Source organism: Corynebacterium sp. Marseille-P4611 (assembly GCF_916618765.1).
GTDB classification, from domain to species: domain Bacteria; phylum Actinomycetota; class Actinomycetes; order Mycobacteriales; family Mycobacteriaceae; genus Corynebacterium; species Corynebacterium marquesiae.
In genome coordinates this window covers 185,246-208,751 of sequence record NZ_CAKAKD010000001.1, presented here as the reverse complement: position 1 = coordinate 208,751, position 23,506 = coordinate 185,246, and the positions used below count along the sequence as shown (strand labels likewise).

25 protein-coding genes are annotated in these 23,506 nt (G+C 60.9%); 17 read left to right on the top strand and 8 right to left on the bottom strand.

Features of this window, described 5'->3' with window-relative positions:
- Positions 1-3 precede the first annotated feature (3 nt).
- The 6 genes from LG376_RS00990 to LG376_RS00965 all read left to right on the top strand — a co-directional run bounded on the left by LG376_RS00990 (position 4) and on the right by LG376_RS00965 (position 5,458).
- A complete protein-coding gene (locus LG376_RS00990; protein ID WP_225745912.1) occupies positions 4-921 on the top strand; it encodes an exodeoxyribonuclease III in 918 nt (305 codons plus the stop codon).
- The gene (locus LG376_RS00985) at positions 921-1,904 is read left to right on the top strand and encodes a trimeric intracellular cation channel family protein (protein ID WP_225745911.1); all 984 of its coding nucleotides are present in this window, start codon (positions 921-923) and stop codon (positions 1,902-1,904) included. The genes LG376_RS00990 and LG376_RS00985 overlap by 1 nt, the downstream gene beginning before the upstream one ends.
- Positions 1,905-1,955: 51 nt before the next feature.
- Entirely contained in the window at positions 1,956-2,147 is a 192-nt protein-coding gene (locus LG376_RS00980) for a hypothetical protein (RefSeq protein WP_049378073.1), read from the top strand.
- 114 nt (positions 2,148-2,261) lie between these two features.
- Positions 2,262-3,287: a tryptophan--tRNA ligase gene (gene trpS, locus LG376_RS00975; RefSeq protein ID WP_005322617.1), complete on the top strand. Its 1,026-nt coding sequence runs from the start codon at positions 2,262-2,264 to the stop codon at positions 3,285-3,287.
- Between the two features lie 102 nt (positions 3,288-3,389).
- Complete coding sequence (locus tag LG376_RS00970) at positions 3,390-4,469, top strand: YhjD/YihY/BrkB family envelope integrity protein (RefSeq protein WP_225745910.1); 1,080 nt, start codon at positions 3,390-3,392, stop codon at positions 4,467-4,469.
- A 56-nt stretch (positions 4,470-4,525) separates the two neighbouring features.
- On the top strand, positions 4,526-5,458 hold the full coding sequence (locus tag LG376_RS00965; protein WP_225745909.1) for an RDD family protein: 933 nt from the start codon (positions 4,526-4,528) through the stop codon (positions 5,456-5,458).
- Here the strand turns inward: LG376_RS00965 and LG376_RS00960 are convergent.
- Positions 5,421-6,626 carry a D-alanyl-D-alanine carboxypeptidase family protein gene (locus LG376_RS00960; RefSeq protein ID WP_225745908.1) on the bottom strand — a complete coding sequence of 402 codons (1,206 nt, stop codon included), beginning with the start codon at positions 6,624-6,626 and terminating at the stop codon, positions 5,421-5,423. The genes LG376_RS00965 and LG376_RS00960 overlap by 38 nt on opposite strands.
- 39 nt (positions 6,627-6,665) lie before the next feature.
- Here LG376_RS00960 and LG376_RS00955 point away from each other — a divergent pair, with 39 nt between their 5' ends.
- From LG376_RS00955 to LG376_RS00940, 4 genes are read left to right on the top strand one after another with little or no spacing between them, the layout of a single operon-like run.
- Positions 6,666-7,556: an adenosine deaminase gene (locus tag LG376_RS00955; protein WP_225745907.1), complete on the top strand. Its 891-nt coding sequence runs from the start codon at positions 6,666-6,668 to the stop codon at positions 7,554-7,556.
- Positions 7,557-7,577: 21 nt separating this feature from the next.
- Positions 7,578-8,255: a type 1 glutamine amidotransferase domain-containing protein gene (locus LG376_RS00950; protein ID WP_225745906.1), complete on the top strand. Its 678-nt coding sequence runs from the start codon at positions 7,578-7,580 to the stop codon at positions 8,253-8,255.
- Positions 8,256-9,287 carry an alpha/beta hydrolase gene (locus tag LG376_RS00945; protein WP_225745905.1) on the top strand — a complete coding sequence of 344 codons (1,032 nt, stop codon included), beginning with the start codon at positions 8,256-8,258 and terminating at the stop codon, positions 9,285-9,287. It begins immediately after the preceding gene.
- A 26-nt stretch (positions 9,288-9,313) separates the two neighbouring features.
- Positions 9,314-9,514 (top strand): hypothetical protein, encoded by a 201-nt coding sequence (locus LG376_RS00940; RefSeq protein ID WP_225745904.1) that lies wholly within the window; start codon positions 9,314-9,316, stop codon positions 9,512-9,514.
- A 100-nt stretch (positions 9,515-9,614) separates the two neighbouring features.
- Here LG376_RS00940 and LG376_RS00935 read toward each other — a convergent pair whose 3' ends face one another.
- The 3 genes from LG376_RS00935 to LG376_RS00925 are packed head-to-tail and all read right to left on the bottom strand — an operon-like array spanning position 9,615 to position 12,128.
- Complete coding sequence (locus LG376_RS00935; protein WP_225745903.1) at positions 9,615-10,853, bottom strand: hypothetical protein; 1,239 nt, start codon at positions 10,851-10,853, stop codon at positions 9,615-9,617.
- A gap of 51 nt (positions 10,854-10,904) precedes the next feature.
- On the bottom strand, positions 10,905-11,849 hold the full coding sequence (locus LG376_RS00930) for a C40 family peptidase (RefSeq protein WP_225745902.1): 945 nt from the start codon (positions 11,847-11,849) through the stop codon (positions 10,905-10,907).
- Positions 11,850-12,128, bottom strand: coding sequence for a chemotaxis protein (locus LG376_RS00925; protein ID WP_225745901.1), 279 nt, complete (start codon positions 12,126-12,128; stop codon positions 11,850-11,852).
- 57 nt (positions 12,129-12,185) lie between these two features.
- Between LG376_RS00925 and upp the strand changes: the two genes are divergently transcribed.
- From upp to LG376_RS00905, 4 genes are all read left to right on the top strand, one after another.
- On the top strand, positions 12,186-12,821 hold the full coding sequence (upp, locus tag LG376_RS00920) for a uracil phosphoribosyltransferase (RefSeq protein WP_049378022.1): 636 nt from the start codon (positions 12,186-12,188) through the stop codon (positions 12,819-12,821).
- 47 nt (positions 12,822-12,868) lie between these two features.
- On the top strand, positions 12,869-13,243 hold the full coding sequence (locus LG376_RS00915) for a helix-turn-helix domain-containing protein (protein WP_225745900.1): 375 nt from the start codon (positions 12,869-12,871) through the stop codon (positions 13,241-13,243).
- Between the two features lie 93 nt (positions 13,244-13,336).
- Entirely contained in the window at positions 13,337-14,527 is a 1,191-nt protein-coding gene (locus tag LG376_RS00910; protein ID WP_086587867.1) for a M20 family metallopeptidase, read from the top strand.
- Positions 14,528-14,597: 70 nt separating this feature from the next.
- The gene (locus LG376_RS00905) at positions 14,598-16,025 is read left to right on the top strand and encodes an NAD(P)H-quinone dehydrogenase (RefSeq protein ID WP_225745899.1); all 1,428 of its coding nucleotides are present in this window, start codon (positions 14,598-14,600) and stop codon (positions 16,023-16,025) included.
- Between the two features lie 70 nt (positions 16,026-16,095).
- Here LG376_RS00905 and LG376_RS00900 read toward each other — a convergent pair whose 3' ends face one another.
- Positions 16,096-17,409 (bottom strand): short-chain fatty acyl-CoA regulator family protein, encoded by a 1,314-nt coding sequence (locus LG376_RS00900; protein WP_225745898.1) that lies wholly within the window; start codon positions 17,407-17,409, stop codon positions 16,096-16,098.
- Positions 17,410-17,575: 166 nt separating this feature from the next.
- Between LG376_RS00900 and prpD the strand changes: the two genes are divergently transcribed.
- Genes prpD through LG376_RS00885 form a run of 3 tightly spaced genes read left to right on the top strand, consistent with a single transcriptional unit; the run spans position 17,576 to position 21,191 of the window.
- Entirely contained in the window at positions 17,576-19,087 is a 1,512-nt protein-coding gene (gene prpD / locus LG376_RS00895) for a 2-methylcitrate dehydratase PrpD (protein ID WP_225745897.1), read from the top strand.
- Complete coding sequence (gene prpB, locus LG376_RS00890; RefSeq protein WP_225745896.1) at positions 19,087-20,019, top strand: methylisocitrate lyase; 933 nt, start codon at positions 19,087-19,089, stop codon at positions 20,017-20,019. The genes prpD and prpB overlap by 1 nt, the downstream gene beginning before the upstream one ends.
- A gap of 14 nt (positions 20,020-20,033) precedes the next feature.
- Entirely contained in the window at positions 20,034-21,191 is a 1,158-nt protein-coding gene (locus tag LG376_RS00885; RefSeq protein WP_225745895.1) for a bifunctional 2-methylcitrate synthase/citrate synthase, read from the top strand.
- Between the two features lie 88 nt (positions 21,192-21,279).
- Here the strand turns inward: LG376_RS00885 and LG376_RS00880 are convergent, their stop codons facing one another.
- The 3 genes from LG376_RS00880 to LG376_RS00870 are packed head-to-tail and all read right to left on the bottom strand — an operon-like array spanning position 21,280 to position 23,175.
- Positions 21,280-21,963, bottom strand: a complete 684-nt coding sequence (locus LG376_RS00880; protein ID WP_225745894.1) for a transglycosylase — start codon at positions 21,961-21,963, stop codon at positions 21,280-21,282.
- Positions 21,964-21,965: 2 nt separating this feature from the next.
- Positions 21,966-22,820 carry an ATP-binding cassette domain-containing protein gene (locus LG376_RS00875; RefSeq protein ID WP_225745893.1) on the bottom strand — a complete coding sequence of 285 codons (855 nt, stop codon included), beginning with the start codon at positions 22,818-22,820 and terminating at the stop codon, positions 21,966-21,968.
- The gene (locus LG376_RS00870) at positions 22,807-23,175 is read right to left on the bottom strand and encodes a GntR family transcriptional regulator (RefSeq protein ID WP_225745892.1); all 369 of its coding nucleotides are present in this window, start codon (positions 23,173-23,175) and stop codon (positions 22,807-22,809) included. Before LG376_RS00870 ends, LG376_RS00875 begins: the two co-directional genes overlap by 14 nt.
- Between the last annotated feature and the right edge of the window lie 331 nt (positions 23,176-23,506).

Genomic DNA, 23,506 nt, shown 5'->3' with positions numbered 1-23,506 from the left:
GGCATGACCCTTACCATCGCGAGCGTTAACGTCAACGGAATCCGCGCTGCGTGTAAGCAGCGCAATGAAAATAATCCCGGCATGAATGCCTGGCTAGAGGAGACTCCGGCCGAAATCGTGCTCATGCAGGAGGTGCGCGCAACCCCGGAGCAGGCCGAAAAGGCCTTGGCCCCAGCCCTCGAGGCGGGATGGCACTTAGCGCTTGCCGACGCCGCCGCAAAGGGCCGCGCCGGCGTGGGTATCTTGTCTCGCACCCCGCTTGCCGACGTCGAAGTGGGCTTCGGCTCCTTTACCGACGCCGGCCGCTGGATTGCGGCTACCACCCGAGATATTCGCGTCGCCTCTCTGTACCTGCCTTCCGGCGATACCGGTTCGCCGAAGTTGGATGAAAAGTACCGCTTCTTGGACGAGTTCCAAGAGGTGCTAGCGGAGAACGCCGCGCGGACGAACTCCGATGGCAGCCCGGCCGACATGGTGATCGGCGGCGATTGGAATATCTGCCACCGCGCCCAGGACCTGAAAAATAATAAGGCCAATGAAAAGAAGGCTGGCCACCTGCCGGAGGAGCGCGCCTTCATGGACCACGTCTTTGGTGTGTTCCCGGATGCTGAGCCGCAGGAAAAGAAGAACCTGGGGCAGTGGCAGGGCGTGGTGGAGTACGCCGGCGGCGAGCCGTGGGCCCCAACCACAAAGCCGCAGTGGTTTGACGTAGCCCGTCGCCTCCATCCGGATGAAGACGGTCCGTATACCTGGTGGACCTACCGCGGCCAGGCGTTTAATAATAACGCCGGGTGGCGCATCGATTATCAGGCGGCTACCCGCCCGATGCTGGAGCGCGCGCAGCGTACCTGGGTGGAAAAGGCCCCCACCGTAGAGCAGCGCTGGTCCGACCATTCCCCACTATTGGTGGAGTACAGCTGATGACGCCACTATTTAGCGTCCTTTACGTAGTCGGCATTACGGCCGAGTCCATGACTGCCGCATTATCCGCTGGACGCCAAAAGCTTGACCTTTTTGGTGTCACCATGATCGCCTCCATGACGGCGCTGGGCGGCGGCACGGTGCGCGATATGATCCTCGATGATCCGCCCTTTACCTGGGTTGAGCACCCCATCTATTTGGTGATCGTCATCGTGGCGGCCGTGGTGACGGTGGGCATGTCCTTCCTCATGCACTATTTCCGCCACCTCTTCCTCATCTTGGATGCCCTAGGGCTTGCGGTCTTTTCGGTGCTGGGCACCCAAATCGCGGTCCACCTGGGACATGGGTTCATTATTGCCTCGGTGTCTGCGGTGATTTCCGGCGTCTTTGGTGGCGTGCTGCGTGACCTGCTTTCAGATCGCATTCCGCTGGTCTTTTCCGGCGAGTATTATGCCGCCATCTCGCTGTTGGCCGCGGCACTATTTATGGCGCTCTACCACGGCGGCTTGGATGAGGAACCGACCGCGATTATCACCGCCTCAGTGTGTTTCATCGCCCGCTTGGCCGCGATCTACTTCAAGAAAGGCCTGCCCGTCTTCGAATATCGTGATGCCGAACAGCAGATGGACCCGCGCCTGCGTTTGTCCGCGCGCATCGTGCGCGATGGCGCCCGCAAAGCCAAGCGCAAGGCAGGCGCGGCCACGCGCTATGCCAGCCCCATCACGCGCCCGCTAACCCGACCACTAAGCCGGCCACTGGGTCGCCCGTTTAAGAACAAGACACGAGCTTTTTCTACTGCGGCAGAGGGGGCGGACTACGACGATATTTCGAGCAACCGCATTGCGCGCCGGCCGAAGCAACAATCGATTACGCGGCCGAGTGGCCGGCACTCGCCAGGGGCAAGGGGAGTAAACGTGGAGCAGCAGTGGAGCTTTAATAAGGGGGACGTCGGCAAGCGCAAGGCGCCCAAGCACAAGCAGTAGTGCTACTATGGGTAGGTCAAAAAAATCAGTAATCTGCAACGGAGAAAGTTCATGGCTCGCGCAATTATTTCTTTCGTCCTCGGCGCTGTAATCCTCGGCCTGAGCATCTGGTGGTGGACCGTTGTTGGTCCGTCCTTCGCTTTCCTCGGCCCCATCGTGCTCATGGGCGTGGGCGGCGCGCTGATGGTTGCGGGCTTTGCCATCTTTATGGATGTTGTTAGCCCCACTTCCCGCAAGATTTAAGTTCTTGCGCCGCTTCCCCTGCCCTACGGGTAGGGGATTTTTCGATCCGAAAGTGCGGCGCCTAAGGCAAGGAGGTCAACCGCGCACCGAGCCTAGGGGGTAGGATAAGGCACCATGACTGCAGACAATTCCACCGTTTCCCGCGTCCTGTCCGGTATCCAACCCACCGCTGATTCCTATCACCTGGGTAATTACTTGGGAGCGCTCAAGCAGTGGATTGACCTGCAGGACGGCTATGACGCCTTCTACTTCATCCCTGACCTGCACGCGATTACCGTGGAGCAAAACCCGGAGGAGCTGCGCAACCGCACCATCGCAGGTGCCGCACAGCTCATTGCCTTGGGCATTGATCCGGAAAAGTCCACGCTCTTCGTGCAGTCGCACGTGCCCGCCCACGCGGAGCTGACCTGGGTACTGCAGTGCCTCACCGGTTTTGGCGAGGCCTCCCGCATGACCCAGTTCAAGGATAAGTCCGCCAAGCAGGGCTCGGATCGCACCTCGGTGGGCCTATTTACCTACCCGATCCTCATGGCCTCCGATATCTTGCTCTACTCGCCGGATTATGTGCCGGTGGGCGAGGATCAGCGCCAGCACCTGGAGCTGACCCGCAACCTGGCCGAGCGCTTCAACAATAAGTACGGCGAGACCTTCAAGGTACCGGAGCCATTCATCCCGGAGGGTGCGGCAAAGATTTATGACCTGCAGGAGCCGACGTCCAAGATGTCCAAGTCTGGCGCTAACCCGAAGGGACTGGTCAACCTGCTCGATGCGCCGAAGACCTCGGCTAAGCGCATCAAGTCCGCCGTGACGGATGACTTGGGCTCGGTGGCCTTCGACCGCGATAACCAGCCGGGTGTGTCCAACCTGCTGGTCATCCAGTCTGCGCTCACCGGTGAATCCATCGATTCCTTGGTGGAAAAGTACGCCGGCCAGGGCTACGGCCACCTCAAGGTCGATACCGCCGACGCGCTGCAGGAATTTACCACTCCGCTCAAGGCGCGCTATGACGAGTTGATGGCGGACCGCGGCGAGCTCGAGCGCATCCTGGCGCAGGGCGCGGAGACGGCGCAAGAGATTGCGCAGCCGCTTGTCGACGCCGTTTATGAAAAGGTCGGCTTCCTTCCCCGCCTGCGCAAGTAGCAAGCGGCCGCTTCCCCCGTGCCCCACCCCACAAAGGGACAAGTGGGGGTTTGCCAGTTACTCTAGGTGGGATAAAAACTGTGCGAGCAAGAAGGGAAGCACGTGCCTACCACCACGCAATCCTCCTCGAAGAAGACGGACCACTACGGCATCGAACGCGCCAATGCCGACGATCCCGGTGCGGTAGATAAGATTCGCTCCAAGTCCGGATTCGTTGACCACCTCATGCGCATGAACGAGCGCTACGGTGCCGAAGGCGGCAACCAGTTTGCCGCCGGCATCACCTATTATTCGGTGCTCTCCATCTTCCCGCTTGCCATGCTGATCGTGGCCACCGTCGCCGCCGTCTTGGCTAACCGCGAGGACCTGCTCAATGATCTGCAATCCCATATCACCAGTTCTATCGATGGCGATATGGGCGATACGGTTAACAAAATCCTCGATACCGCCATTGACCAACGCGGCGCCATGTTCGGTATCGGTGGTTTGACCACCCTGTGGTCCGGCCTGGGATGGATGAATAACCTGCGCATCGGTATCTCGGCGATGTGGGGTATCGATGCCAACGAGGGCGGTTCCTTCTTGAAGAAGAAGTTGTCTGACCTGGTGGGCCTCATTGGCCTTATCGTGGCGTTCCTCATCGCCTTTGGCGTGACCGCTGCCGGGTCCTCCGGCCTTACCCAGAAGATCTTTGAGCGCGTAGGAATCGAGTCCTTCTCGGGCATGGACCTGGTGATTTTCTTTGTCGGCTTGGCTGTGGGCCTTCTGGCCAACTTCATTGTCATGTGGTGGCTGATTATGATCCTGCCGCGCACCAAGGTTCCGAAGAAGTCCGGCCTTATCGGCGCAGCCATCGGTGCCGTCGCTTTCGAGCTGCTTAAGCAGCTGTCTACGGTCATCATGTCCTCTGCTACCGGCAGCCCGGCCGGCGCGGTCTTCGGCCCGGTCATCGTGCTCATGGTGGTCATGTACCTGATTTGGCGCGTGGTGCTGTATATCTCCGCGTGGACCGCCACCACCGCCGAGTCCCTGAAGTTTGCTCACCCGCCCGTCCCGGAGCCAGCCGTTATTCGCGTCCGCAACGAGGTCAAGGAAGGCGCGCCTGCAGGTGCGACCTTCGGCGTTGGCGCCGCTGTAGGCGCCGCGGCCGTGGGCGCATGGAGCTTGTTGCGCCGTAAGTAAAATCTCCTCCTTAGGGGTGAGGCCGCCGCTGCCAGTGGGCTTTAAGATGGAGCATTATGAACGCCAATGACATCGCACCGAATCTTTATGAGGAATGGGGACTAGATCGCCGCGATGGCGAGCACGAGCTTTTAGTCTTGTTGGAGTCCAAGGATGTGCTGCTGCAGCAGCAAGGCCAAGACATTGAAGATCCGCGGCGCGCGCAGCTGCGCATCGCTGCCAGCGTCTTAGGCTCTGCTGCAAAGCGGTCCGAATACGATAAGGCGTGCGCGGCGGGAGTGCGCCCCACCTGGGGAGACCTAGGACAGCTGGGTGCGGTAGGGCAGTGGAACCCGCGGCCACAGCAAGCCCAGCAGCAAGCTCAGTCATTCCAGCCCGGTCAGGCGGCCGGGCCGGGGCGTCACGCTCAGCAGGAACCGCGATTTGCGCAGACCGCGAGCCCCTATGGGTCGCCATATTCGCGCAATCCCTTTGCCCCGCAGCACAATCCATTCCCGCCGGCAACGGCGAACGCTGCCGTCCCCGCACCGCTGGTACAGCACCCAGCGCCTGAAATTAGCCAGCGTGCCGGTCAAGATGCGCGCATCGGCATGGCCATTTTGGACCTCATCTTCTTTTCGCTCATTAGCGGCAGCTTCGGCGGCGCGCTGCTGTCCGGCGGCGTGGATGAGCTTTCGACGTTCATTGGCGGCGCTATCATCTTGCTGCTCTACACCTTGGGCACTGAGTGTTGGCTCGGCGCCAGCCCGGCTAAGCTGCTGATGGGCTACACGGTGCGCGATGTCGACACCAAAGAGCGGCTCACCCTCACCCAGTCCGCTAAGCGTCAGTGGTGGCGCCTAGTCAATATCGTGCCGGGCCCCGGTACGTTCGCCAGCTGGGTGGGCGCCGGCGTGCATACCTTCACCATTTCGGAGAAGAATAACCGCCGCGGCACCCACGATGAGTGGGCTAACGCCGAAGTAGTGAAAAAGCACCCACGCACATAGCCAGCAACACTACGGCGCCGGCGATAACCCAGCCGAGCCAGCCCTGCACCCCGTCCAAGGAAGAGTTCGCGGATTGCGCCTGGGCATCGGGCGCCGGCGTTGCCGCAGGGGACGCAGGGGAGTTGGCGTCGGAATGGGCGTCGGCAAGCAAATGCCCTACACCATCCCCGGGATGCACCTTATAGGCCTCGTGCAGCAGTTTCTGAGCCTGCTCCCACGCGCGCGGGCCGTGCTCCACGGTGGTATCGAGCAGCACCGCCTGCAGTCGCCGGCCATGGCGGTCAAGCGCGCCGACGAAGGTATGGTGTGCATCATCGGTAAAGCCCGTCTTGCCACCAATACCATCCGGATCATTGAGGAAGAGCCCGTTATCGTTGCCTAATTGGTAACCATCAAGGTCGCCCCAGCCGGGGAACTCCACGGACTCTGTATCCACAATCCGCGCGAAGGTCGGGTTATGGAAGGCCGCGCGGTAAATGCGGGAAATGTCCTCTGCCGAGGTAGACATGCCCGGGGCATCGAGCCCGGAGTAGCTGGCCGCATAAGTGGAATTCGTGCCGATCTCGGCCGCCTTGTCATTGACCTTGCGCAGCGTGGCCTCGTCCCCGCCCAGTTCCTGGGCCAGGGCGTGCGCGGCATCGTTGCCAGAGGCCATGAGCAAGCCCTGCAAAAGCTGTTCCACCGTGTACGTGCCGCCCGGGCCGATGCCTACCGCTGAGCCATCAATCTGTGCCGATTCTTCGCCCACCTCGACCTTCTGGTGCAGATCCAGTTCGTCGATGACCACCAGCGCCAGCAGCGCCTTGATGATGGAGGCCGGCCGGTAGCGGCCGTTAGGGTCCTTCATCGCGATGATTTCGCCGGTATCGATATCGGAGACCATCCACGCCGCAGCCACCACATCCTTATCCACCTTGAACCCTTCGGGCAGGGTGGTGCCGCAGGCCTCATCGCTATCCACCGGCGGCAACGGGGTGGGGGAGGCCTGCCCAGGAGCGAGGCGCTCTGAGGTGGTGGTGGCCTTTTCCGGGCGCTCGGCGTGCGGGCACTTATCGGTATCCGGGGCGGCGGTACGCGTGGTGGTCGGAGTTTCCGGCTCTTCCGCCAGCGCGAGCGGTGCGCCGCTGAGCAGGACGGCAACGAGAGAACTAGCGATAATTCTTTTCATGACATGACACATCTTAGGCCCGTGCCTACGATGGGACGCATGCATGACGCGCCTTTGATTAGCCCTGAAAACAAGGACTCCGCCGCCGACGTGGTGGCCAAGCTGCCTAAGGTCTCCCTCTTTGAGACCATTAACTCCACGGCCGCCACGCCGGAGGAACTTACCGCGACCATCCGCGAGCGCTACGAAGCCTTGGCCGCCGATGGCGTGGTCTACGCGGAATTGCACCTGGATCCAGCAGCGATTGGCCTAGACGCTGCCGCGGTTGTCGAAGCCGCTGGTGCAGCCCGCATTCCTTCCCTCGACTCCCGCCTCGTCCTCGCCGGCACGGCCCCTGAGGCAGTAGTGCCTGACGACGCCCCCGTGGTGGGCTACAACCTGCCCCAGGACCAAGCGGGCACGGCCGCGGACTTCCGCGCCGCATACCTGCCCACCCAGATTCACGTGGGCGAGGACTTCGCAGAAGTAGAGCGCGCCGCCCAGGCCGGCGTGAACCGCCTTATCCACCCGGTGAATATGATCGATGACTTCACTGCGAATATTGAAGGCATCGTGCCGGGTAAGGCCTCTGGCTACATCCGCGACCGTCATATTCCCCTGGTCTTTACCCCACTAGAGGAGGCCGAGGAGCTGACCGACCACCCACTGCCACTGCTGCAACAGCTGGGTTTTACCTGCACCATTTCCTCGGGCGCGACTACCTTGACCAAGCAGTTCCTCGCGCTGAGTGAGACTTTTGGCTACGGGCTGGAGGAATTTTTCGATCTTACCGTCAAAGCGGTAGAGAATTCCTTCGCTGACCAGGAATTACGGCAGCATCTGCTAGAAACGGTTATCTTGCCAGCATACGAGGAACTATCTGATCCGGAGCTTGCTGGCCCGGACACGGAAGGGTCCCTCGCAGATGCTGCAGACGCCGCTGAAGAATAGAAACGATTAAAGGAGAATTACATGCCTTCCGTACTTTTTGTTGTTACCGCTGCTGAGGAATGGACACTGGCCGATGGCACCAAGCGCCCGACCGGCTATTGGGCCGAGGAGCTTATTGCCCCGCACCGCGTCTTCCAGGGCGCAGGCTGGGATATCCACTTCGCCACCCCGGGGGCGAAGGCTCCCGTCGTAGATGAGTACAGCCTGGAGGTGCTGCCCGATAACGTGCGCATGGCGCAGGAAAATTACCTGGCAGAGTTAGGCGTAGCGCTGGAGAACCCGATGAACCTGGCCGATGTCAATGAGGAAGACTATGACCTCATTTTCTACCCAGGCGGCCATGGCCCGATGGAGGATCTGGCCTATGACCAGGATTCCGCTAAGCTGCTGCAGGCTCGCATGGATTCCGGCCGCAAGCTTGCCTTGCTCTGCCACGCCCCAGCGGCGATGTTGGCCGTGGATAACGAGAACTGGACGTTCAAGGGCTACAAGATGACCGCCTTCAGCAACGCTGAGGAGGGCGAGGACGTCATCGCCGCCGCTAAGTGGGCGCTGGAGACCCGCCTGCGCGAGCTCGGCGCGGATTACCAGGAGACCGATCCGATGTCCCCGAACGTCATCGTGGATCGCAACCTGTACACCGGCCAGAACCCGGCTTCCTCTGAGCCGCTGGCACAGCGTATCCTGCGCGATTTCTAAATGCGCGTTTCGCGAGTCCTCAAGGCCGGGGTTGCCCTGACCGGCGTGGTCGGGGCAGCGGGCATGGCGGCGTATGCGCTCAGCCGCCGGCCGTACCTGCGTGAGGTGGCACCGGGGCTGCGCAGCCCGATTTTGTACCTGCCAATGCACCTGCTTGCCGACGCCACCTTTGCCCGAGCCAGCCGCTTCTTTGCCAGCATCGATTTCTCCCGTCCGGTGCGGCATGCGGTGGACGTGACGGAGTTTTCCGCTTCCTTCGATGGCCACGCCTTTAGCGCCCGCGTGCTTACCCCACGTGGCGATGCTCAGGGCGCAGCCACCGCTGGGCCGCGCCCCGTGGTGGTGTGGACGCACGGCGGCGGCCATCTTATCGGTGGACCGGCCATGTATGACCCGCAAAATGCCCGCATGGCGGCCGAGCTCGGTGCCATCGTGGTGGCCCCGCGCTACCACAAATCCACCCAGGAGCCGTTCCCCGCGGACCATGATGAGTGCTATGCCGCGCTGCGCTGGGTGCAAGAACACGGCGATAAGCTGGGCGGGGATACCTCGCGCATCGCGGCCGCCGGCGATAGCGCCGGCGGCGGCCTTGCCGCGGGCTTGGTCCAGCGTGCCTTTGATGAGGGCCATCCGGTCCGCGCGCTCGGCTTGGTCTATCCCATGCTGGATCACCGCACCACGGATAAGTCCGGTGCGGTGGGCCAATTCATCTGGACGGCGGGCCCGAACCGCGGCGCGTGGTCGATGTATCTGGGGGATGACCACCTGGATGTTGACCTGCCGCCCTATGCTTCACCGGCCACGCGCAGTGATCTTTCCGGCCTGCCGCCCACGTGGATCGGGGTAGGCGGCATCGACCTTTTCTGCGATGAATCCGTGGCTTTTGCCCAAGACCTCGATGCGGCCGGCGTGGACACCACCCTGGATGTGTGGGCCGGCGCCTATCACGGGTTTGACCAGATTAAACCCAAGGCCCCGCAATCGCGCGAGCTTATCGACGCCCTCATTGACCACCTCCGCCGCCACCTCTAAAGTCACGTACTGAGGGAGGCTGAGCAATGAAATACAACACGCACGTGTCGTGGGTCGTAACTTTCATCAGCCTTATTGTGCTCGGCCTGATTCTGGGCGTGGTCTTTGGGATAGGAACCCTGGGCCGATCCATTGTTGGCCTCAGTGCCTTTGTTGTGTGGCTGATTTTCGATAAATACATGCGCGACCGGACCCGACGCCAAGAGGAAGAAGCGCCGGGCCGCTAGACGCAAAAAGCCGCCCCTCTCCGCCCAGCTGCGGTGCAGTGGGGCAGAGGCTAGGGCGGCGGATGTTACGCGCGGCCGGGGCCGCTCGAACCGTGCGGGTTTAGAACTTAGAGAAGCGCTTGATGAGCATGTCCTCCAAGCCCTTCCAAGACTCGGCGTGCTCGTTATATGGCTTGGACGGTACGTAGCCGGCGTGCTCGGTGGAGCCGAGCATGTAGCCCAAGTAGTCCTGCAGGCGCGGGTGAGCCAGCATATAGGAGTTGATGGAATCGTCGCCGGCCCAGTCGGCAGCATCGGCGCATACCTCATAGCAGCGCGCCATCTGATCGGAATCGACGGCCTCTGGGCCCTTTTCGATATCGCGCACGATGCCGTTGAAGGAGTACTGGTTATCCGGGTGGACCTGAACTTCTAGCTCGCCGGCATTAGCGGCGGCGACAACCTCTTCCCAGGTGGATACGCGTGCCAGGTCGTGGTCATCGTTGTCCATGATCCAGCGCACGAGGGTCTTCGGGGAATCGAAGGTGAAGATCTCGCCCCACTTGCCCAAGAAGATGGGCTTGCCGTCCAGGTAGGTGCGCAGGGTGTAGACGGACTTGGACTGCGCGGTGATCTTGATGGGATCGATGCCCGCGGCGGCCCACGGGGAATTATCGTACGGGTCAGCGGCCTCGGCGGCGGCCTTGCGCTTCTCCTCGGCTTCCTTGGCCGCTGCAGCGGAGGCGGCAGCAGCAGAAGAGATGCGCTCCTTGGCATCGGAAACCTTGGCCGCATCAAAGTCATCGCTGGAGACCACGCGGACGTGCTCATCCAGGTCTTCGATGACCTTCTTCCAGTTGCCGGCGATGACGTGGCCCACGCCGGACCACTCGCTCATGCCCTGTTCGCCGGAGTAGTGGTCGGCGCCGCGAGAGACATTGCGCAGGATGGAGTGGGAGGCGAAGAAGATGGTGGTGTGCTCTGCACCGGCGACGTCGGCAAGCGCAGAGGCCATCTCCAGGTTGCGGGCCACCGTGGATACGTTCTGGTGGCTCGGGCGACCAGCCAGCGCTTCCGGCATGCCGATGAGATCATATTCATTCCGCTCAGCCGGGGTAACGCGGTCTGCATCGCGGCCGGCAAACTGGTCCCACTGCGGGTGGTCCAGCAAATCGTGCTTGGTGCCAGACTCCACGAAGCACAGCAGCTCGGCGGGTGAGTTAAAGGCTAGGACGGCCTCGTCATCGCCCAAAAAGGCCTGCCACTCGGAGCCATGTTGGCGCCACTTGGGTGCCCAGAGGGTATAAAAATCGCCCTCGGTCAGCGAGAGCTTTACAGGTACAATTGCGCGGGTGCTCATGGCGTTTTAGTCTACCCAACGCCCTAAGCAGCGCGCGAGAGCGCACCGGCCTTAGGCCGTGGGGCGCCAAAATCCTTTGAATTGCATGCCCATATTTGTGGTGCGCAGCGGGTTGGTTTGCACCGGATCACCGGCCTCCACGATTTCGCCATTGCCGGAATACATTGCCACGTGCCCGTCCCATACCACCAGGTCACCGGGTTGCAATTGATCCGCACTGACCTGCTGACCAATGGTCTGTTGGTCTGCTGTGCGAGGCAAGTCCACCCCGGCCTGCGAATAAGCCCATTGGGTAAGGCCCGAGCAATCGAAGCCGCCGTTTCCGGTGCCACCCCACACGTAGGGCTGGCCCACTTGGCTCTTCGCTGCGGCGACCGCGGCCCGCCCGGCGGCCGAACCACCCTCGGCAGAGGGCTCAGGTGCGGGCGGGGAAGAAGCCGCGTCGTGTGCGGAAGCATCGGCGCCGGCCTCATCGCCCGCCGCGGATTGTTCTGGAAGAGCGGTGGTTTGCTGGGTGCTGGTGGGGCTTACGGGGGCGTCGGCAAGCGCGGAGTGCACCGGACGCTGCGCTACCGGCTGCAAGGACTGAGCGGCCGCGCTGAGATCGCCCATCAGGCGCTGCACGCGGGCAGTGGCCATGCCCAGGTGCTGGGAGATAAGCGCGCGAAGCTGAGCCAGAGCGGCGGCACGCGCCGACGGATCCAGCGACAGGAAACCCAGCGCGGTGGGCAGGGCCTGGCGCACCAGCTGCGTTGCAATGCCCACCAGATCCCGGATGGTGCCCGCCACCAAGGTGCGGGCCTGGCCGAGCGCGGCAGAGATGGTTGCATTATCGAGATCGATATTTTTCGCCGATTCGAGTAGGGGAGCGGGATTGCCGTGGGCGATAGCGGCCAAAGGCTCGGCGGCGGAAAGATCCGGCACGCGGGGAAGCTCAACCTCCGGAAGCTGCGCCGGTTGCATGGTGGCAATCTGCTTGAGCGCGGTATCGAGCATCTACATCGCCGCCCCAAGGTGCTGGCCTAGCGAGGCATCGGTGTCTTCTGCTTCGCGCGACATCTGGAATCCGGAGTGGGCAACCTGCCCCATATCGTTGCGCAGCACGCTCATGCGCGCGCCCACATTATCGAGCGCGGCATGCACGGCCTCATTGAAAGCTGTGAATGCGGAATCTTCAGGCAAAATTGGATGGGGCGGATTCTCCACTTGGGACTGGGCGTGCAGGTCGCGGGCGAGGTGGCGGGCATAGTCAGTATCGATCGTGAAAGGTCTCATGCCCTATTGGACTGCCCGATGGCCCATTTGGTTCCCAAAAAGTTTAAAGTGGTGGTCATGGACATCCACGTAGTAGACCACCCGCTTGCCGCCTCCCGCCTTACCCTCATGCGCGATGCGCGCAGCGATAACTCCGCTTTCCGCGCCGCCCTGAAAGACTTGGGCGCCATGCTTGTCTATGAAGCATCCCGCGACCTTGCCGTGGAGAACTTCGACTGCGCCACCCCGGTTTCTACCGCACAGGGAACCCGCCTGCAGGACCCGCCCATCATCGTGCCGATCATCCGCGCCGGGCTGGGCATGGTGGACCCGGCCCTGTCTATGATTCCGGATGCGCAGGTCGGCTTCATTGGCATGGCCCGCAACGAAGAGACGCACGAGCCGGTGCCGTACCTGGAGGCATTGCCGGAGGACCTGACCGGCCGTACGGTGTTCGTGGTGGATCCAATGCTGGCCACCGGTGGTTCCCTGCTGCACGCATTGCGCCTGCTCGCTGGCCGCGGCGCCACCGATATCACCGCCATCTGCATGGTCTCGGCGCAGCCGGGTGTGGATGCGCTGGCTGAATCCGATCTGCCGGTGCGCCTAGTCACCGCCGCTATCGATCCTTCGCTCAACGAGGATGCTTATATCGTGCCGGGCTTGGGCGATGCTGGTGACCGCCTCTACGGTCCGCGCAATATCGACCTTTAAGGTAATCTTCTCCCTGGAAAGGCGACCGCACTTTCCAGGGGGAGAATATGAGTTTCATTCATCTAATGTGGTCGAGCTACGGCCACGGATTTTCGCAACAATTGCGGCGGGTGCGACAGCGTCGGGGGATTTCGCAACAGGCGCTGGCGGAGATTTCTGGGGTATCGCGCAGCCAAATTTCCAATCTGGAGCGCAACGAAAATGGCATGCACGCCATGGCCGATCCGCAGCTGTCTACGGTATATAAGCTGGCCTTGGCTCTAGAAATCCCGCCGGCGGTGCTGCTGCCGGCCGGTGGGGACGTGGTGGAAGGACATTTGACCGATTCCGCGGTGGCCGTCGCCGAGGACGTCGCGCCTTTCCCGCAAGGCTATGTGGACCGGCGTCGGTTTGCCGCCACGTGGAACGGCGCCCTGAACTAGCGCACCCCGCATCACCACCTGAGTTACTGAACCGCATGGTCTAGTTGTAGACTTTGCACCCAGACGTATTTCAACGACAGGGAAGGCACGCGGATGATCTCGGAATTCATCAACGAGTGGTTCAATGCCCACCGTGCGGAGGTCATCGCGTGGCGGCGCCATATCCACCGCCACCCGGAAACCGCGAACCAAGAGGTGGAAACCACCAACTTCCTAGCCTCTATCCTGCAGGACTATGGCTTGGAGCCACAGCGCTTCCCACAGACCGGCCTCATGGTAGACATAGGCCCCGATACGGAGCTAGGCCGGCTGGCCTTCCGCGCCGATATCGACGCCCTGCCGGTCACCGAGGTCACCGGGCTGGAATATACCTCCGAAGTTCCCGGAAAGATGCATGCCTGCGGCCACGACGTGCACACCACCGTGGCGCTCGGTCTGGCCTGTGCATTGGCGGATTTCCAGCGCGTCCACGACCTGCCGCTGGGCATTCGCGTCATCTTCCAGCCGGCCGAAGAGGTATGGGTCGGCGGTGCGACCGACGTCATTGAATGGGGCGCGCTGGAGGGCGTGCATTCCATTTTTGCCATCCACGCCGAGCCCAAGCTGCGCGTGGGGCGCATCGGTATCCGCGCCGGGGCGATCACTTCTGCTACCGACGTGGTGGAGCTCAATATCAAGGGCCCGGGTGGGCATACCTCCCGGCCGCATCTTTCCGCCGATGTCGTCTATGCCCTGGGCAAGGTCATCACTGAACTGCCCGCGCTGCTCTCGCGCCGCGTTGACCCACGCACCGGCACCGTTTTGGTCTTTGGCCAGGTTAATTCCGGATATGCGCCCAATGCCATTCCGGAGACCGGCAGCTTGACCGGCACCATGCGCACGGCGGATATTGGCATCTGGCGCGATATGCAAAGCCTCTTTACCGAGCTGGTGGATCAAATCCTTGCGCCGGTAGGCGTAGAACATGAGCTGACCTATAACCGCGGCGTTCCGCCGGTGCTTAACGACGACGTCGCAACCGCCCTGCTTGCCTCCGCAGCCCAATCCATCGATCCGCAGGCCGTCGTGCAAGCCCCGCAATCCTCCGGCGGCGAGGACTTTTCCTGGTACCTAGAAAAGGTCCCCGGTTCCATGGCGCGGCTTGGCTGCTGGTCCGGCGAGGGCGAGCAGCATGACCTGCATATGGGCGATCTCATCGTGGATGAGCGGGCCATAGGTGTGGGCATCAAGCTCTTCGGCGCCGTGGTTGAGCAGTTCATTGGGGAGAATGCGGAGACAGACTAACGCGCTTTAAGGTCCTACACGTTAGACTCGTAAGCGACTTTTAAAGTGGAGCTGATAAAGGAGCAAGTGCGTGTTGAACCAGACCAAGCGAATTGTCATCATCGGCGGTGGCCCGGCAGGCTATGAAGCCGCATTGGCAGGCGCCAAGTATGGTGCAGAAATCACCATTATTGAAGACCAAGGCATGGGCGGTAACAGCGTTATCTTGGACTGCGTTCCTTCCAAGTCCTTCATCGCCGGCGCTAATATCAAGACCGACTTGCGCCGCGCCGAGGATATGAAGCTCAACGAAGGCATTGGCCAGGCCCACCTCTCCCTGACCGCTCTGAATAAGCGTGTGCAGGACCTGGCAAGCAAGCAGTCCTCCGATATCCGCGCCACGGTGGAATCCCTAGGCGCCCGCGTTATTGACGGCCGCGGCTACTTCCCAGAGGATCAGGAAGCCGATGCCTTTGGCGGCCACAAGGTCACCGCGGTATTCAACGAGGACGGCCACGAGGAAACCATTAACGCAGATCTTGTCTTGGTAGCCACCGGCGCCACCCCTCGCATTCTCCCCGGCGCTCAGCCGGATGGCGAGCGCATCCTTACCTGGCAGCAGGTCTACAACCTCACTGAGCTGCCGGAGCACCTCATCGTCGTCGGTTCCGGCGTCACCGGTGCCGAGTTCGTCTCCGCCTTTGCAGAGCTGGGTGTGAAGGTCACTATGGTTGCCTCCCGCGACCGTATTTTGCCGCATGACGACGCCGATGCGGCCGACGTCCTCGAGACCGTGCTGAGCGAGCGCGGCGTGGAACTGGAAAAGAACTGCCGCGTGGAAACCGTCAACCGCACCGAGGATGGCAACGTCCTGGTCACCACGCAGGACGGCCGCGAAATCACCGGCTCCCACGTCATCATGTCCATCGGCTCTGTCCCGAATACCCAGGACCTCAAGCTGGAGAATGTCGGCGTGGAAACCGCCAAGTCCGGCCACATTCAGGTCGACCGCGTCTCCCGCACCAATATTGCCGGCATCTACGCCGCTGGCGACTGCTCTGACCTCTTCCCATTGGCGTCCGTCGCCGCAATGCAGGGCCGCGTAGCCATGTACCACGCACTGGGTGAGGGCGTTTCCCCGCTGCGCCTGAAGACCGTGGCCAACGCCGTCTTCACCCGTCCGGAAATCGCCGCCGTCGGTTTCACCCAGGCAGAGATTGAGGCCGGCGAAGTCGCCGCCCGCACCATCACCATGCCGCTCAATACCAACCCGCGAGCCAAGATGCGTTCCCTGCAGCACGGCTTTGTCAAGCTCTTCTGCCGCGCCACCTCTGGCCGCGTTATCGGTGGCGTCATCGTTGCGCCGACCGCCTCCGAGCTCATTCTGCCCATTGCCATGGCCGTGACGAACCAGCTCACCGTGAACCAGCTGGCCGATTCCTTCGCCGTATACCCGTCCCTGTCGGGCACCATCACCGAGGCTGCACGACGCCTCGTTGCCCACGACGATCTGGAGTAAACGAAACCAATTCCTCTCTTCGCGCCCGCACTCGATAAGCAGTCGAGATCGGGCGCTTTTTCATGCGCCGCTAAAAGGTGGAGTAAGAATGCTCGGCGGTGCGATTGAGTGAAACCTGGATGGCGCGATCCGCTTGAGGAAGAGCACGCTGGGGGCAATGCTCGCGCGGGCAAGCGGTACAACCAGGGCCGATAGGGGTGGCGGCGGATACGTCTAAATTAAGCGCATCGGCGTAGACAATGCGGTCGGCCTCAGAGATATCGCAGCCTAAGCCCACGGCGAACTCTTTACGAGGGGTTCCCCAAGATTGTGCGGTTCCTTGCACAAAGCGACCTATCCACAGGTAGACGTGACCGTCTGGCATGGCGGCTACCTGGCGGGTGATGCGATTGGGCGTCTCAAAGGCGCGGTGGACTACCCATAATGGGCATGACCCGCCCGAGCGGGCGAAGTGGAAGGCGGTGGAGGATTGGCGCTTGGAGATATTCCCAGCGCGGTCGGTGCGGATGAAGGAAAAGGGCACGCCGGTAAGGCCTGGGCGCTGGAGGGTGGCCAGGCGTTGTGCGGTGGTTTCGAAACCGGTGCCAAAGTAGTTGCACAAAAGGTCGATATCGTATCGGGTTTCCTCGGCCATCGATAGGAACGGTTGGTAGGGCATGGTGACCGCGGCGGCGAAGTATTGCGCGAGCCCTAAAGTAGCTAATTCTTGGGCCTCGCCCGCCGGAAGTTCGGATACGAGGTTATCGCAGACATCGCGGTAGGCAAGTAAACAATATTGGAGCGCCATTTCAAAGACTAGCTGGGCTTCGGAGAGGCCGTCGCGAAGCGCAAGCTCCCGGGCGTCAGGGTTGAAGCTGCGGCGTGGGCCCGGCCGGGAAAAGCGGACGCTAACGCCGAGGTCCTCGTGCATTCGGGAAGCTAAGCGGCTGCGGCGTAGCACCCGGTCACCGAGCTGGTCGGCGAGCTCTTCAGCTAGGACATCGAGCTCGTGGATGTAGTTATGGGCGTCGTAGAAAAAATCTCGCACGAGCTCGAAGGGGGAGCGTTCGCGCGCCGGAGCGCGACTGGCGACATCGACGAAGCGGGGCATGAGTTCCGGAAAGCGTGAGGCAAGGTCAGCCAGTGAGTCTTCGGTCGCCTCGGGAAAGATCCGGCGCAGGTCGGTAATGGTGCGTGCATCGCGGTCGTTCGCGAAATATCCGGGATCCACATTGAAACGCTGGGTCAGCTGCATGAGCACGGTGACGGTAAGCGGGCGTTGATCGTTTTCGAGCTGGTTGAGGTAGCTGGTTGATAGTCCCAACTGTTTGGCCATCGCTACCTGTGTTAGCCCCCGCTGCTTGCGCAGTGCATGGATTCGTGCCCCCGCATAATGCTTGGTCATCGCTAGTTCGGCCACCTTTCGTCGCCGTGAACAGTAGAAACCACAAGGTTTGCAGATTCCACTGAATCGTTCCGCTAGATTACACACACCCTACTTATAGCGCAGAGCACATTCAAGCATTTAGTGTGATGTGAAACGCACCGCAGAGTGAAGGAGGACCCATCTAGTGAAGAAGCACGAGGTACGCACCCATAAATCCGCCGAGGAATTTCCCTATGAGGAACACTTGGCATACAAGGTGGCAGAAGTGGCCGCGGACCCCGTAGAGGTCCCAGCTGAGACCACCGACATGATTATTAACCGCATTATCGACAACGCAGCTGTGGCTATGGCCTCCGTGGCGCGGGGGCCTGTAACCTCCGCCCGCATCATGGCCCAGGCACACCCGGTAAGCGAGGGAGGTTCCACTGTATTTGGTGTGGATGGAGCCTACTCGGCCGAATGGGCCGCCCTAGCCAACGGCACAGCGGTCCGTGAGCTGGACTATCACGACACCTTCCTCTCCGCTGAATACTCGCACCCAGGGGACAATATTCCGCCGCTTCTTGCTACCGCGCAGCACAAGGGCCTTAGCGGCCGTGATCTTATCCGCGGCATCGCTACCGGCTATGAAATCCAGGTCAACCTCGTTAAGGGAATTTGCCTGCACGAGCACAAGATTGACCATGTAGCGCACCTCGGGCCCTCCGTGGCCGCCGGCATCGGTACCATGCTCGGTTTGGATAGGGACACGATCTACCAGGCGGTGGGTCAGGCGTTGCACACCACGACCGCCACCCGCCAGTCCCGCAAAGGATTGATTTCTTCCTGGAAGGCCTATGCCCCAGCCTTCGCGGGAAAAATGGCCATTGAAGCCGTCGACCGGACGATGCGCGGCGAAGGTGCGCCGGCACCCATCTGGGAAGGCGAGGATGGATTCATCGCGTGGATGCTGCATTCGCCGGAGCGCACCTACACGGTCCCCTTGCCAGAGCTTGGCGAGGAAAAGCGCGCCATCTTGGATACCTATACCAAGGAACACTCGGCCGAATACCAGGCCCAAGCGCCCATCGATATGGCCTTTGCGCTAAAGAAAACCCTGGCAGAAAGGGGACTGAGGACAGCGGATATCGAGTCCATCGTTCTGCATACCTCGCACCACACGCACTATGTCATCGGTACCGGTGCCAATGATCCGCAAAAGATGGATCCCTCTGCTTCCCGGGAGACGCTGGATCATTCCATCATGTACATCTTTGCCGTCGCCCTTGAGGACGGCGAGTGGGACCACGAGGCTTCTTATGCTCCCGAGCGTGCCAACCGCCCGGAGACCATCGAACTTTGGCACAAGATTTCCACCGTCGAGGACCCCGAGTGGACCCGCCGTTATCACTCCAACGACCTTTCTGAAAAGGCCTTTGGCGGCAAGGCTGTGATCACTTTCAAAGACGGCACGGTGGTAGAAGATGAGCGCGCCGTTGCTGACGCCCACCCGCTTGGTGCCCGACCCTTTGCACGCGAGCAATACATAGAGAAGTTCAGAAAACTCGCAAACGGCATCGTGGATGAAGCCGAACAAGAGCGCTTCCTCAACGCCGTCCAAAACTTGGAAAATCTCACTGACCTTACCGAGTTAAACGTGCGGGTGACCGATGCTCACCTCGCCGCCGCACCCCAGAAACCGGAAGGACTCTTCTAATGGCTGGACTATTTGGCTCTTTGAAAACTCCCGCGGAAAAGCGTCAGCAATTCCGCGCCGACCTTGAATCCGGCACCATTACCCGATTGCCGGGCGCGTTCAATCCTCTGACCGCGCGGCTAATTCAGGATATCGGTGGTTTCGGCGGAGTTTATGTCTCCGGCGCGGTGCTGGCCAATGATTTGGGCCTTCCCGATATTGGCCTGACCACCTTGACTGAGGTGGCGCAACGTTCGGGCCAGATTGCCCGCGCGACGGACCTGCCCGTGCTTGTCGACGCCGACACTGGCTTCGGCGAACCCATGTCCGCCGCCCGCACCATAGCCGCACTCGAAGACGCAGGCCTGGCTGGATGCCACCTTGAAGACCAGGTCAACCCGAAGCGCTGCGGCCACCTCGACGGCAAAGAAGTGGTGGGCACAGATATTATGCTCCGCCGTATTAGCGCCGCGGTCAACGAGCGGCGCGACCCGAACTTCATTATCTGTGCCCGCACCGATGCCGCAGGAGTCAATGGCATCGATGACGCCATCGACCGTGCAAAGGCTTACGCCGATGCCGGTGCGGACCTTATCTTCACTGAGGCGTTGTATCAGCCAGCAGACTTTGAAAAATTCCGCGCTGCTGTCGACACCCCGTTGCTGGCAAATATGACCGAATTCGGCAAAACCGAGTTGCTTTCGGCGCAACAGCTAGAAGACCTCGGCTATAACGCAGTCATCTGGCCCGTCTCCACCTTCCGCGTGGCTATGGGCGCTACCGAAGATTTCCTGCGGGATATGCATGAAACCGGCTTGCAAACCGACTGGCTCGAGCGCATGCAACACCGTTCCCGCCTTTATGAGCTGGTGCGTTACGAGGAATACAACGACTTCGACAAATCCGTATTCACCTATTCCAAAGACACCTACCGTCCCACCTTCGAAAGCTAAGGAGAATTTGCACCATGTCCGATAAGAATCAGACCCCCGAAATCCGCAAGGGCCTGTATGGCGTCGTCGTCGATGAGACTGCCGTGTCCAAGGTCGTTCCTGAGACCAACTCACTGACCTACCGCGGCTATCCCGTCCAAGAGCTTGCCCGCTATTGCTCCTTCGAGGAAGTGGCCTATCTGCTGTGGAACGGCAAGCTACCGGGGCAGGAATCCCTCATCCGTTTCTCTGCCCGCGAGAAAGCCCTGCGCCACTTGGAGCGCCATGTCATTGACCTCATCATGTCCATGCCGCTGTCGTGCCACCCAATGGACGTTCTGCGTACCGCCATTTCCTATATCGGTTCCCAAGACCCAGAGGAATATACCAAGGACTCTGAACATATCCGCCGTACCGCGCTTGAGCTAATGGCCAAGATCCCGACCATCATTGCTCTTGATATCCGACGCCGCCGCGGCGAGGGCTACATCCAGCCTTCTCGCAAGAAGGGCTTTGCGGAGAACTTCCTGTGGATGGTCTTCGGTGATGAGGAAGGCTCCCCAGCTACCAACCGCGCCGATATCGAGGCCTTTGATAAGTCCCTCATTCTCTACGCCGAGCACTCATTTAACGCCTCCACCTTCGCTGCCCGCGTGGTGACCTCCACTATGTCCGATACGTATTCCGCTATCGTCGCGGCTATCGGCGCTCTCAAGGGGCCATTGCATGGCGGTGCCAACGAGGCAGTTATGAAGAACTTCCTGGAGGTTGGCGATCCTGCCAAGGCCGAAGAGTGGACCAAGAAGAAGCTGGCCAACAAGGAACTGGTCATGGGCTTTGGCCACCGCGTTTACAAAAACGGCGACTCCCGAGTTCCCACCATGGAGGCCGCCTTTAAGGAGCTGGCCGAACAACATGACCAGACCCAATGGATTGAGATGTACGACATCATGGCCAAGACGATGGAGGAAAATACCTCGATCAAGATCAAGCCTAACCTCGATTTTCCCGCTGGCCCTGCCTATCACATCTTGGGTTTCGACATTGAATTCTTCACGCCAATCTTTGTCATGGCCCGCATCACCGGTTGGACCGCGCACATTGTGGAGCAGAACGAGAATAACTCGCTTATTCGTCCGCTATCCGCATATAACGGCGAGGAGCAGCGTTCGGTCCCGCCAAAGTCCTTCTAAAACGTGTCAGCTCCCTCACATTCCGGCACCGTCACGTTGGCCGGAGTGGGGGAGCTGACATACTTGTCGGGGCTTTTCTGCGGTCGGGTTATGGCTGGATACGCCGCGCCAGGAGGTGAATTGCTGCGGTGCAGATAAGGACCGCTAAACCAGCGAAGAAAAACATGCCGGGCCATGGGGCGCCGATTTCTACAGCTCCAAATGATTCAGCGAGAGTAATCACGATGCCATCCGCTAGGAATAGGCCGACGATGATGCCGGCGATTAGTAGGAGCCGAACGAATAGGGAGCTTTGGTTTGCGCTACTTACTACCACGCCGATGAGTGCGCCAATGTATCCGGTTATGAGGTGGCCACAGGCGAAGCTACCGAAGGTGGCCGCGTAGCAAAACGGAAGGCTGGCTTCTACAGCGCCGGGGGTGATTGTCCACGAAGAATTCGCGTACGCACCCGATTGCAGAGCGATGTAGTAAGCGGTCCAGGCGACGGCTCCAAAAATGAGCGCGGCTAGCCACAGCGTCGCGTGCATGCTGGTAAGCCATTGCCGGGGTCGCATCCCTAGGCCGCGCAAGGAACGGTATTCGGTTGCGGCGAAGGCACAGTAGAGTCCCCACATAAAGACTGCGAAGATTCCCCAGCCGGTTGGATTGGCGCCGATGGCAGAGGGATCGCTGGGGACGGCATACGGGAGACCCCACAGCAAAACGACGATGATGCTTATGACGATGAGCGCTTTGGCGGCATTGAGGTTGAAGGTCTTCAGTAGTTTCATGACTAGAACTCCTCTTGTGAGGTGCGGGCGGATTCATGGGCGCGGGAGACAAGGAAATCGATGAGCTGGCCGTCGTCAAGGTAGGAGACGGTGATTTGGGCGGCGGCTGCGGTATCGGCCGGGAACGGGGCCGGGCACCACGCGTGCACCTTGGAGGTGGAGCCAAGGGAGGAGTGGTGGAGGGGGAGGGCGTCGGCAAGCGCGAGTGCTTGCTCCACGTCCTTGGTGCTGCCGCTAATGACGGGGTAGTGCGGCCGTTGGGATTCCAGGTCGGTGGGTTTATTGACCGTGCCGTCGTGCACGGTAATGACTTGGTCAACTAGGCCGACGAGGTCTTCGGCGCGGTGAGAAGAAAGCACCAGCAGCCAGTCCGGGGTGCCGGAGGCGTGGGCGATAATGAGCTCGCGCAGGCGCGTGCGCGTCGGTGCATCCAAGCCATTGAAAGGCTCATCGAGGAGGGTGACCGGCGTGCGCGCTGCCAGGGCAGTGGCACAGGCAACCAGTTGGCGCTGGCCGGTGCTTAAAGAGCGGTTCTTGCTGCGCTTGTCGACGCCCACCTTATCCAACAGCTCCTCCGCATACCCCACGTCGAAACCCTCGCGCACATGCTGTGCGGCGCGCAGGTGCTGGGCCACGGTGGAACCGGAGAGCGAAATATCGGCGCCGGTGCGTGCAATCGCTACCTGTGGGGTATCGATGCTGCCCTTAGTAGGGAGGAATCCCGCTATCGCGCGCAGGAGCGTGGTCTTGCCGGTGCCATTGGGGCCGATAAGCCCATACATGCCGGCGGTAAGCTCCAGGTGTGGCACGTGCAGGCGGCGCTTGCAGCTGACATTGTGCATCTTAAGGTGCGTCATGATGGTCTCCTTCGGCTTCGATGAGGTCGGCGATATCGCTGGCGTTTAAGCCCAGCGCGGCTCCTTCCTTGAGGAGAGGCACGATGAAGTCTTCCCTGAGCGCCTCTTGGCGTTGGTGGCGTACCTTGTCGCGCGCGCCTTCGCGCACAAACATGCCCAGGCCGCGTCGCTTTTCCAGCAGGCCTTCCTCGAAGAGGACGGTTAGTGCCTTTGCGGAGGTAGTGGGGTTGACGGAATGGAAAGCTGAAAGCTCATTGGTACTGGGGGCGCGTTCTCCCTCGGGGAGTTCGCCGGAAATAATCATGTCTCTGATTCCTCCTGCCAGCTGTTGATAAATAGGCCGAGTATCGCTCATGGTGCGGCCTCTCGTGCATGCGACATGTGATTCCTTCCCTGGTGTATGGGTTTACCACCTATGTGGGTAACCATATAGCCGGGGAGGCGTTTGGTCAACAACGGTTTACTTGGGTGCACAGGTGTCCCCGCTGCATATTTTGTTGAGGTAGAAATTTGCAGGATTTACAGACCGGCTAACCCTGTTATTACTGGTCGGGCGGCAGAAACCGTCCGTGCAGCGGTTTAAGCGCTGGATAGTGTGGCAAACTCCGCTTGAAAATAGGCAGACAAGGAAGGTTTCGATCTCTAAACTGAGATACGGATCACCCAAGAGGAGGTGCTGTATCGCA

Coding starts and splice junctions, on each gene's coding strand:
- LG376_RS00885 (WP_225745895.1), top strand. CDS start 20,034: ATGTCCGATAAGAATCAGACCCCCGAAATCCGCAAGGGCCTGTATGGC.
- LG376_RS00950 (WP_225745906.1), top strand. CDS start 7,578: ATGCCTTCCGTACTTTTTGTTGTTACCGCTGCTGAGGAATGGACACTG.
- upp (WP_049378022.1), top strand. CDS start 12,186: ATGGACATCCACGTAGTAGACCACCCGCTTGCCGCCTCCCGCCTTACC.
- LG376_RS00955 (WP_225745907.1), top strand. CDS start 6,666: ATGCATGACGCGCCTTTGATTAGCCCTGAAAACAAGGACTCCGCCGCC.
- LG376_RS00935 (WP_225745903.1), bottom strand. CDS start 10,853: ATGAGCACCCGCGCAATTGTACCTGTAAAGCTCTCGCTGACCGAGGGC.
- LG376_RS00940 (WP_225745904.1), top strand. CDS start 9,314: ATGAAATACAACACGCACGTGTCGTGGGTCGTAACTTTCATCAGCCTT.
- trpS (WP_005322617.1), top strand. CDS start 2,262: ATGACTGCAGACAATTCCACCGTTTCCCGCGTCCTGTCCGGTATCCAA.
- LG376_RS00925 (WP_225745901.1), bottom strand. CDS start 12,128: ATGAGACCTTTCACGATCGATACTGACTATGCCCGCCACCTCGCCCGC.
- LG376_RS00875 (WP_225745893.1), bottom strand. CDS start 22,820: ATGACGCACCTTAAGATGCACAATGTCAGCTGCAAGCGCCGCCTGCAC.
- LG376_RS00910 (WP_086587867.1), top strand. CDS start 13,337: ATGATCTCGGAATTCATCAACGAGTGGTTCAATGCCCACCGTGCGGAG.
- LG376_RS00965 (WP_225745909.1), top strand. CDS start 4,526: ATGAACGCCAATGACATCGCACCGAATCTTTATGAGGAATGGGGACTA.
- LG376_RS00915 (WP_225745900.1), top strand. CDS start 12,869: ATGAGTTTCATTCATCTAATGTGGTCGAGCTACGGCCACGGATTTTCG.
- LG376_RS00960 (WP_225745908.1), bottom strand. CDS start 6,626: ATGAAAAGAATTATCGCTAGTTCTCTCGTTGCCGTCCTGCTCAGCGGC.
- prpB (WP_225745896.1), top strand. CDS start 19,087: ATGGCTGGACTATTTGGCTCTTTGAAAACTCCCGCGGAAAAGCGTCAG.
- LG376_RS00880 (WP_225745894.1), bottom strand. CDS start 21,963: ATGAAACTACTGAAGACCTTCAACCTCAATGCCGCCAAAGCGCTCATC.
- LG376_RS00980 (WP_049378073.1), top strand. CDS start 1,956: ATGGCTCGCGCAATTATTTCTTTCGTCCTCGGCGCTGTAATCCTCGGC.
- LG376_RS00900 (WP_225745898.1), bottom strand. CDS start 17,409: ATGACCAAGCATTATGCGGGGGCACGAATCCATGCACTGCGCAAGCAG.
- LG376_RS00985 (WP_225745911.1), top strand. CDS start 921: ATGACGCCACTATTTAGCGTCCTTTACGTAGTCGGCATTACGGCCGAG.
- LG376_RS00870 (WP_225745892.1), bottom strand. CDS start 23,175: ATGAGCGATACTCGGCCTATTTATCAACAGCTGGCAGGAGGAATCAGA.
- LG376_RS00945 (WP_225745905.1), top strand. CDS start 8,256: ATGCGCGTTTCGCGAGTCCTCAAGGCCGGGGTTGCCCTGACCGGCGTG.
- LG376_RS00930 (WP_225745902.1), bottom strand. CDS start 11,849: ATGCTCGATACCGCGCTCAAGCAGATTGCCACCATGCAACCGGCGCAG.
- LG376_RS00990 (WP_225745912.1), top strand. CDS start 4: ATGACCCTTACCATCGCGAGCGTTAACGTCAACGGAATCCGCGCTGCG.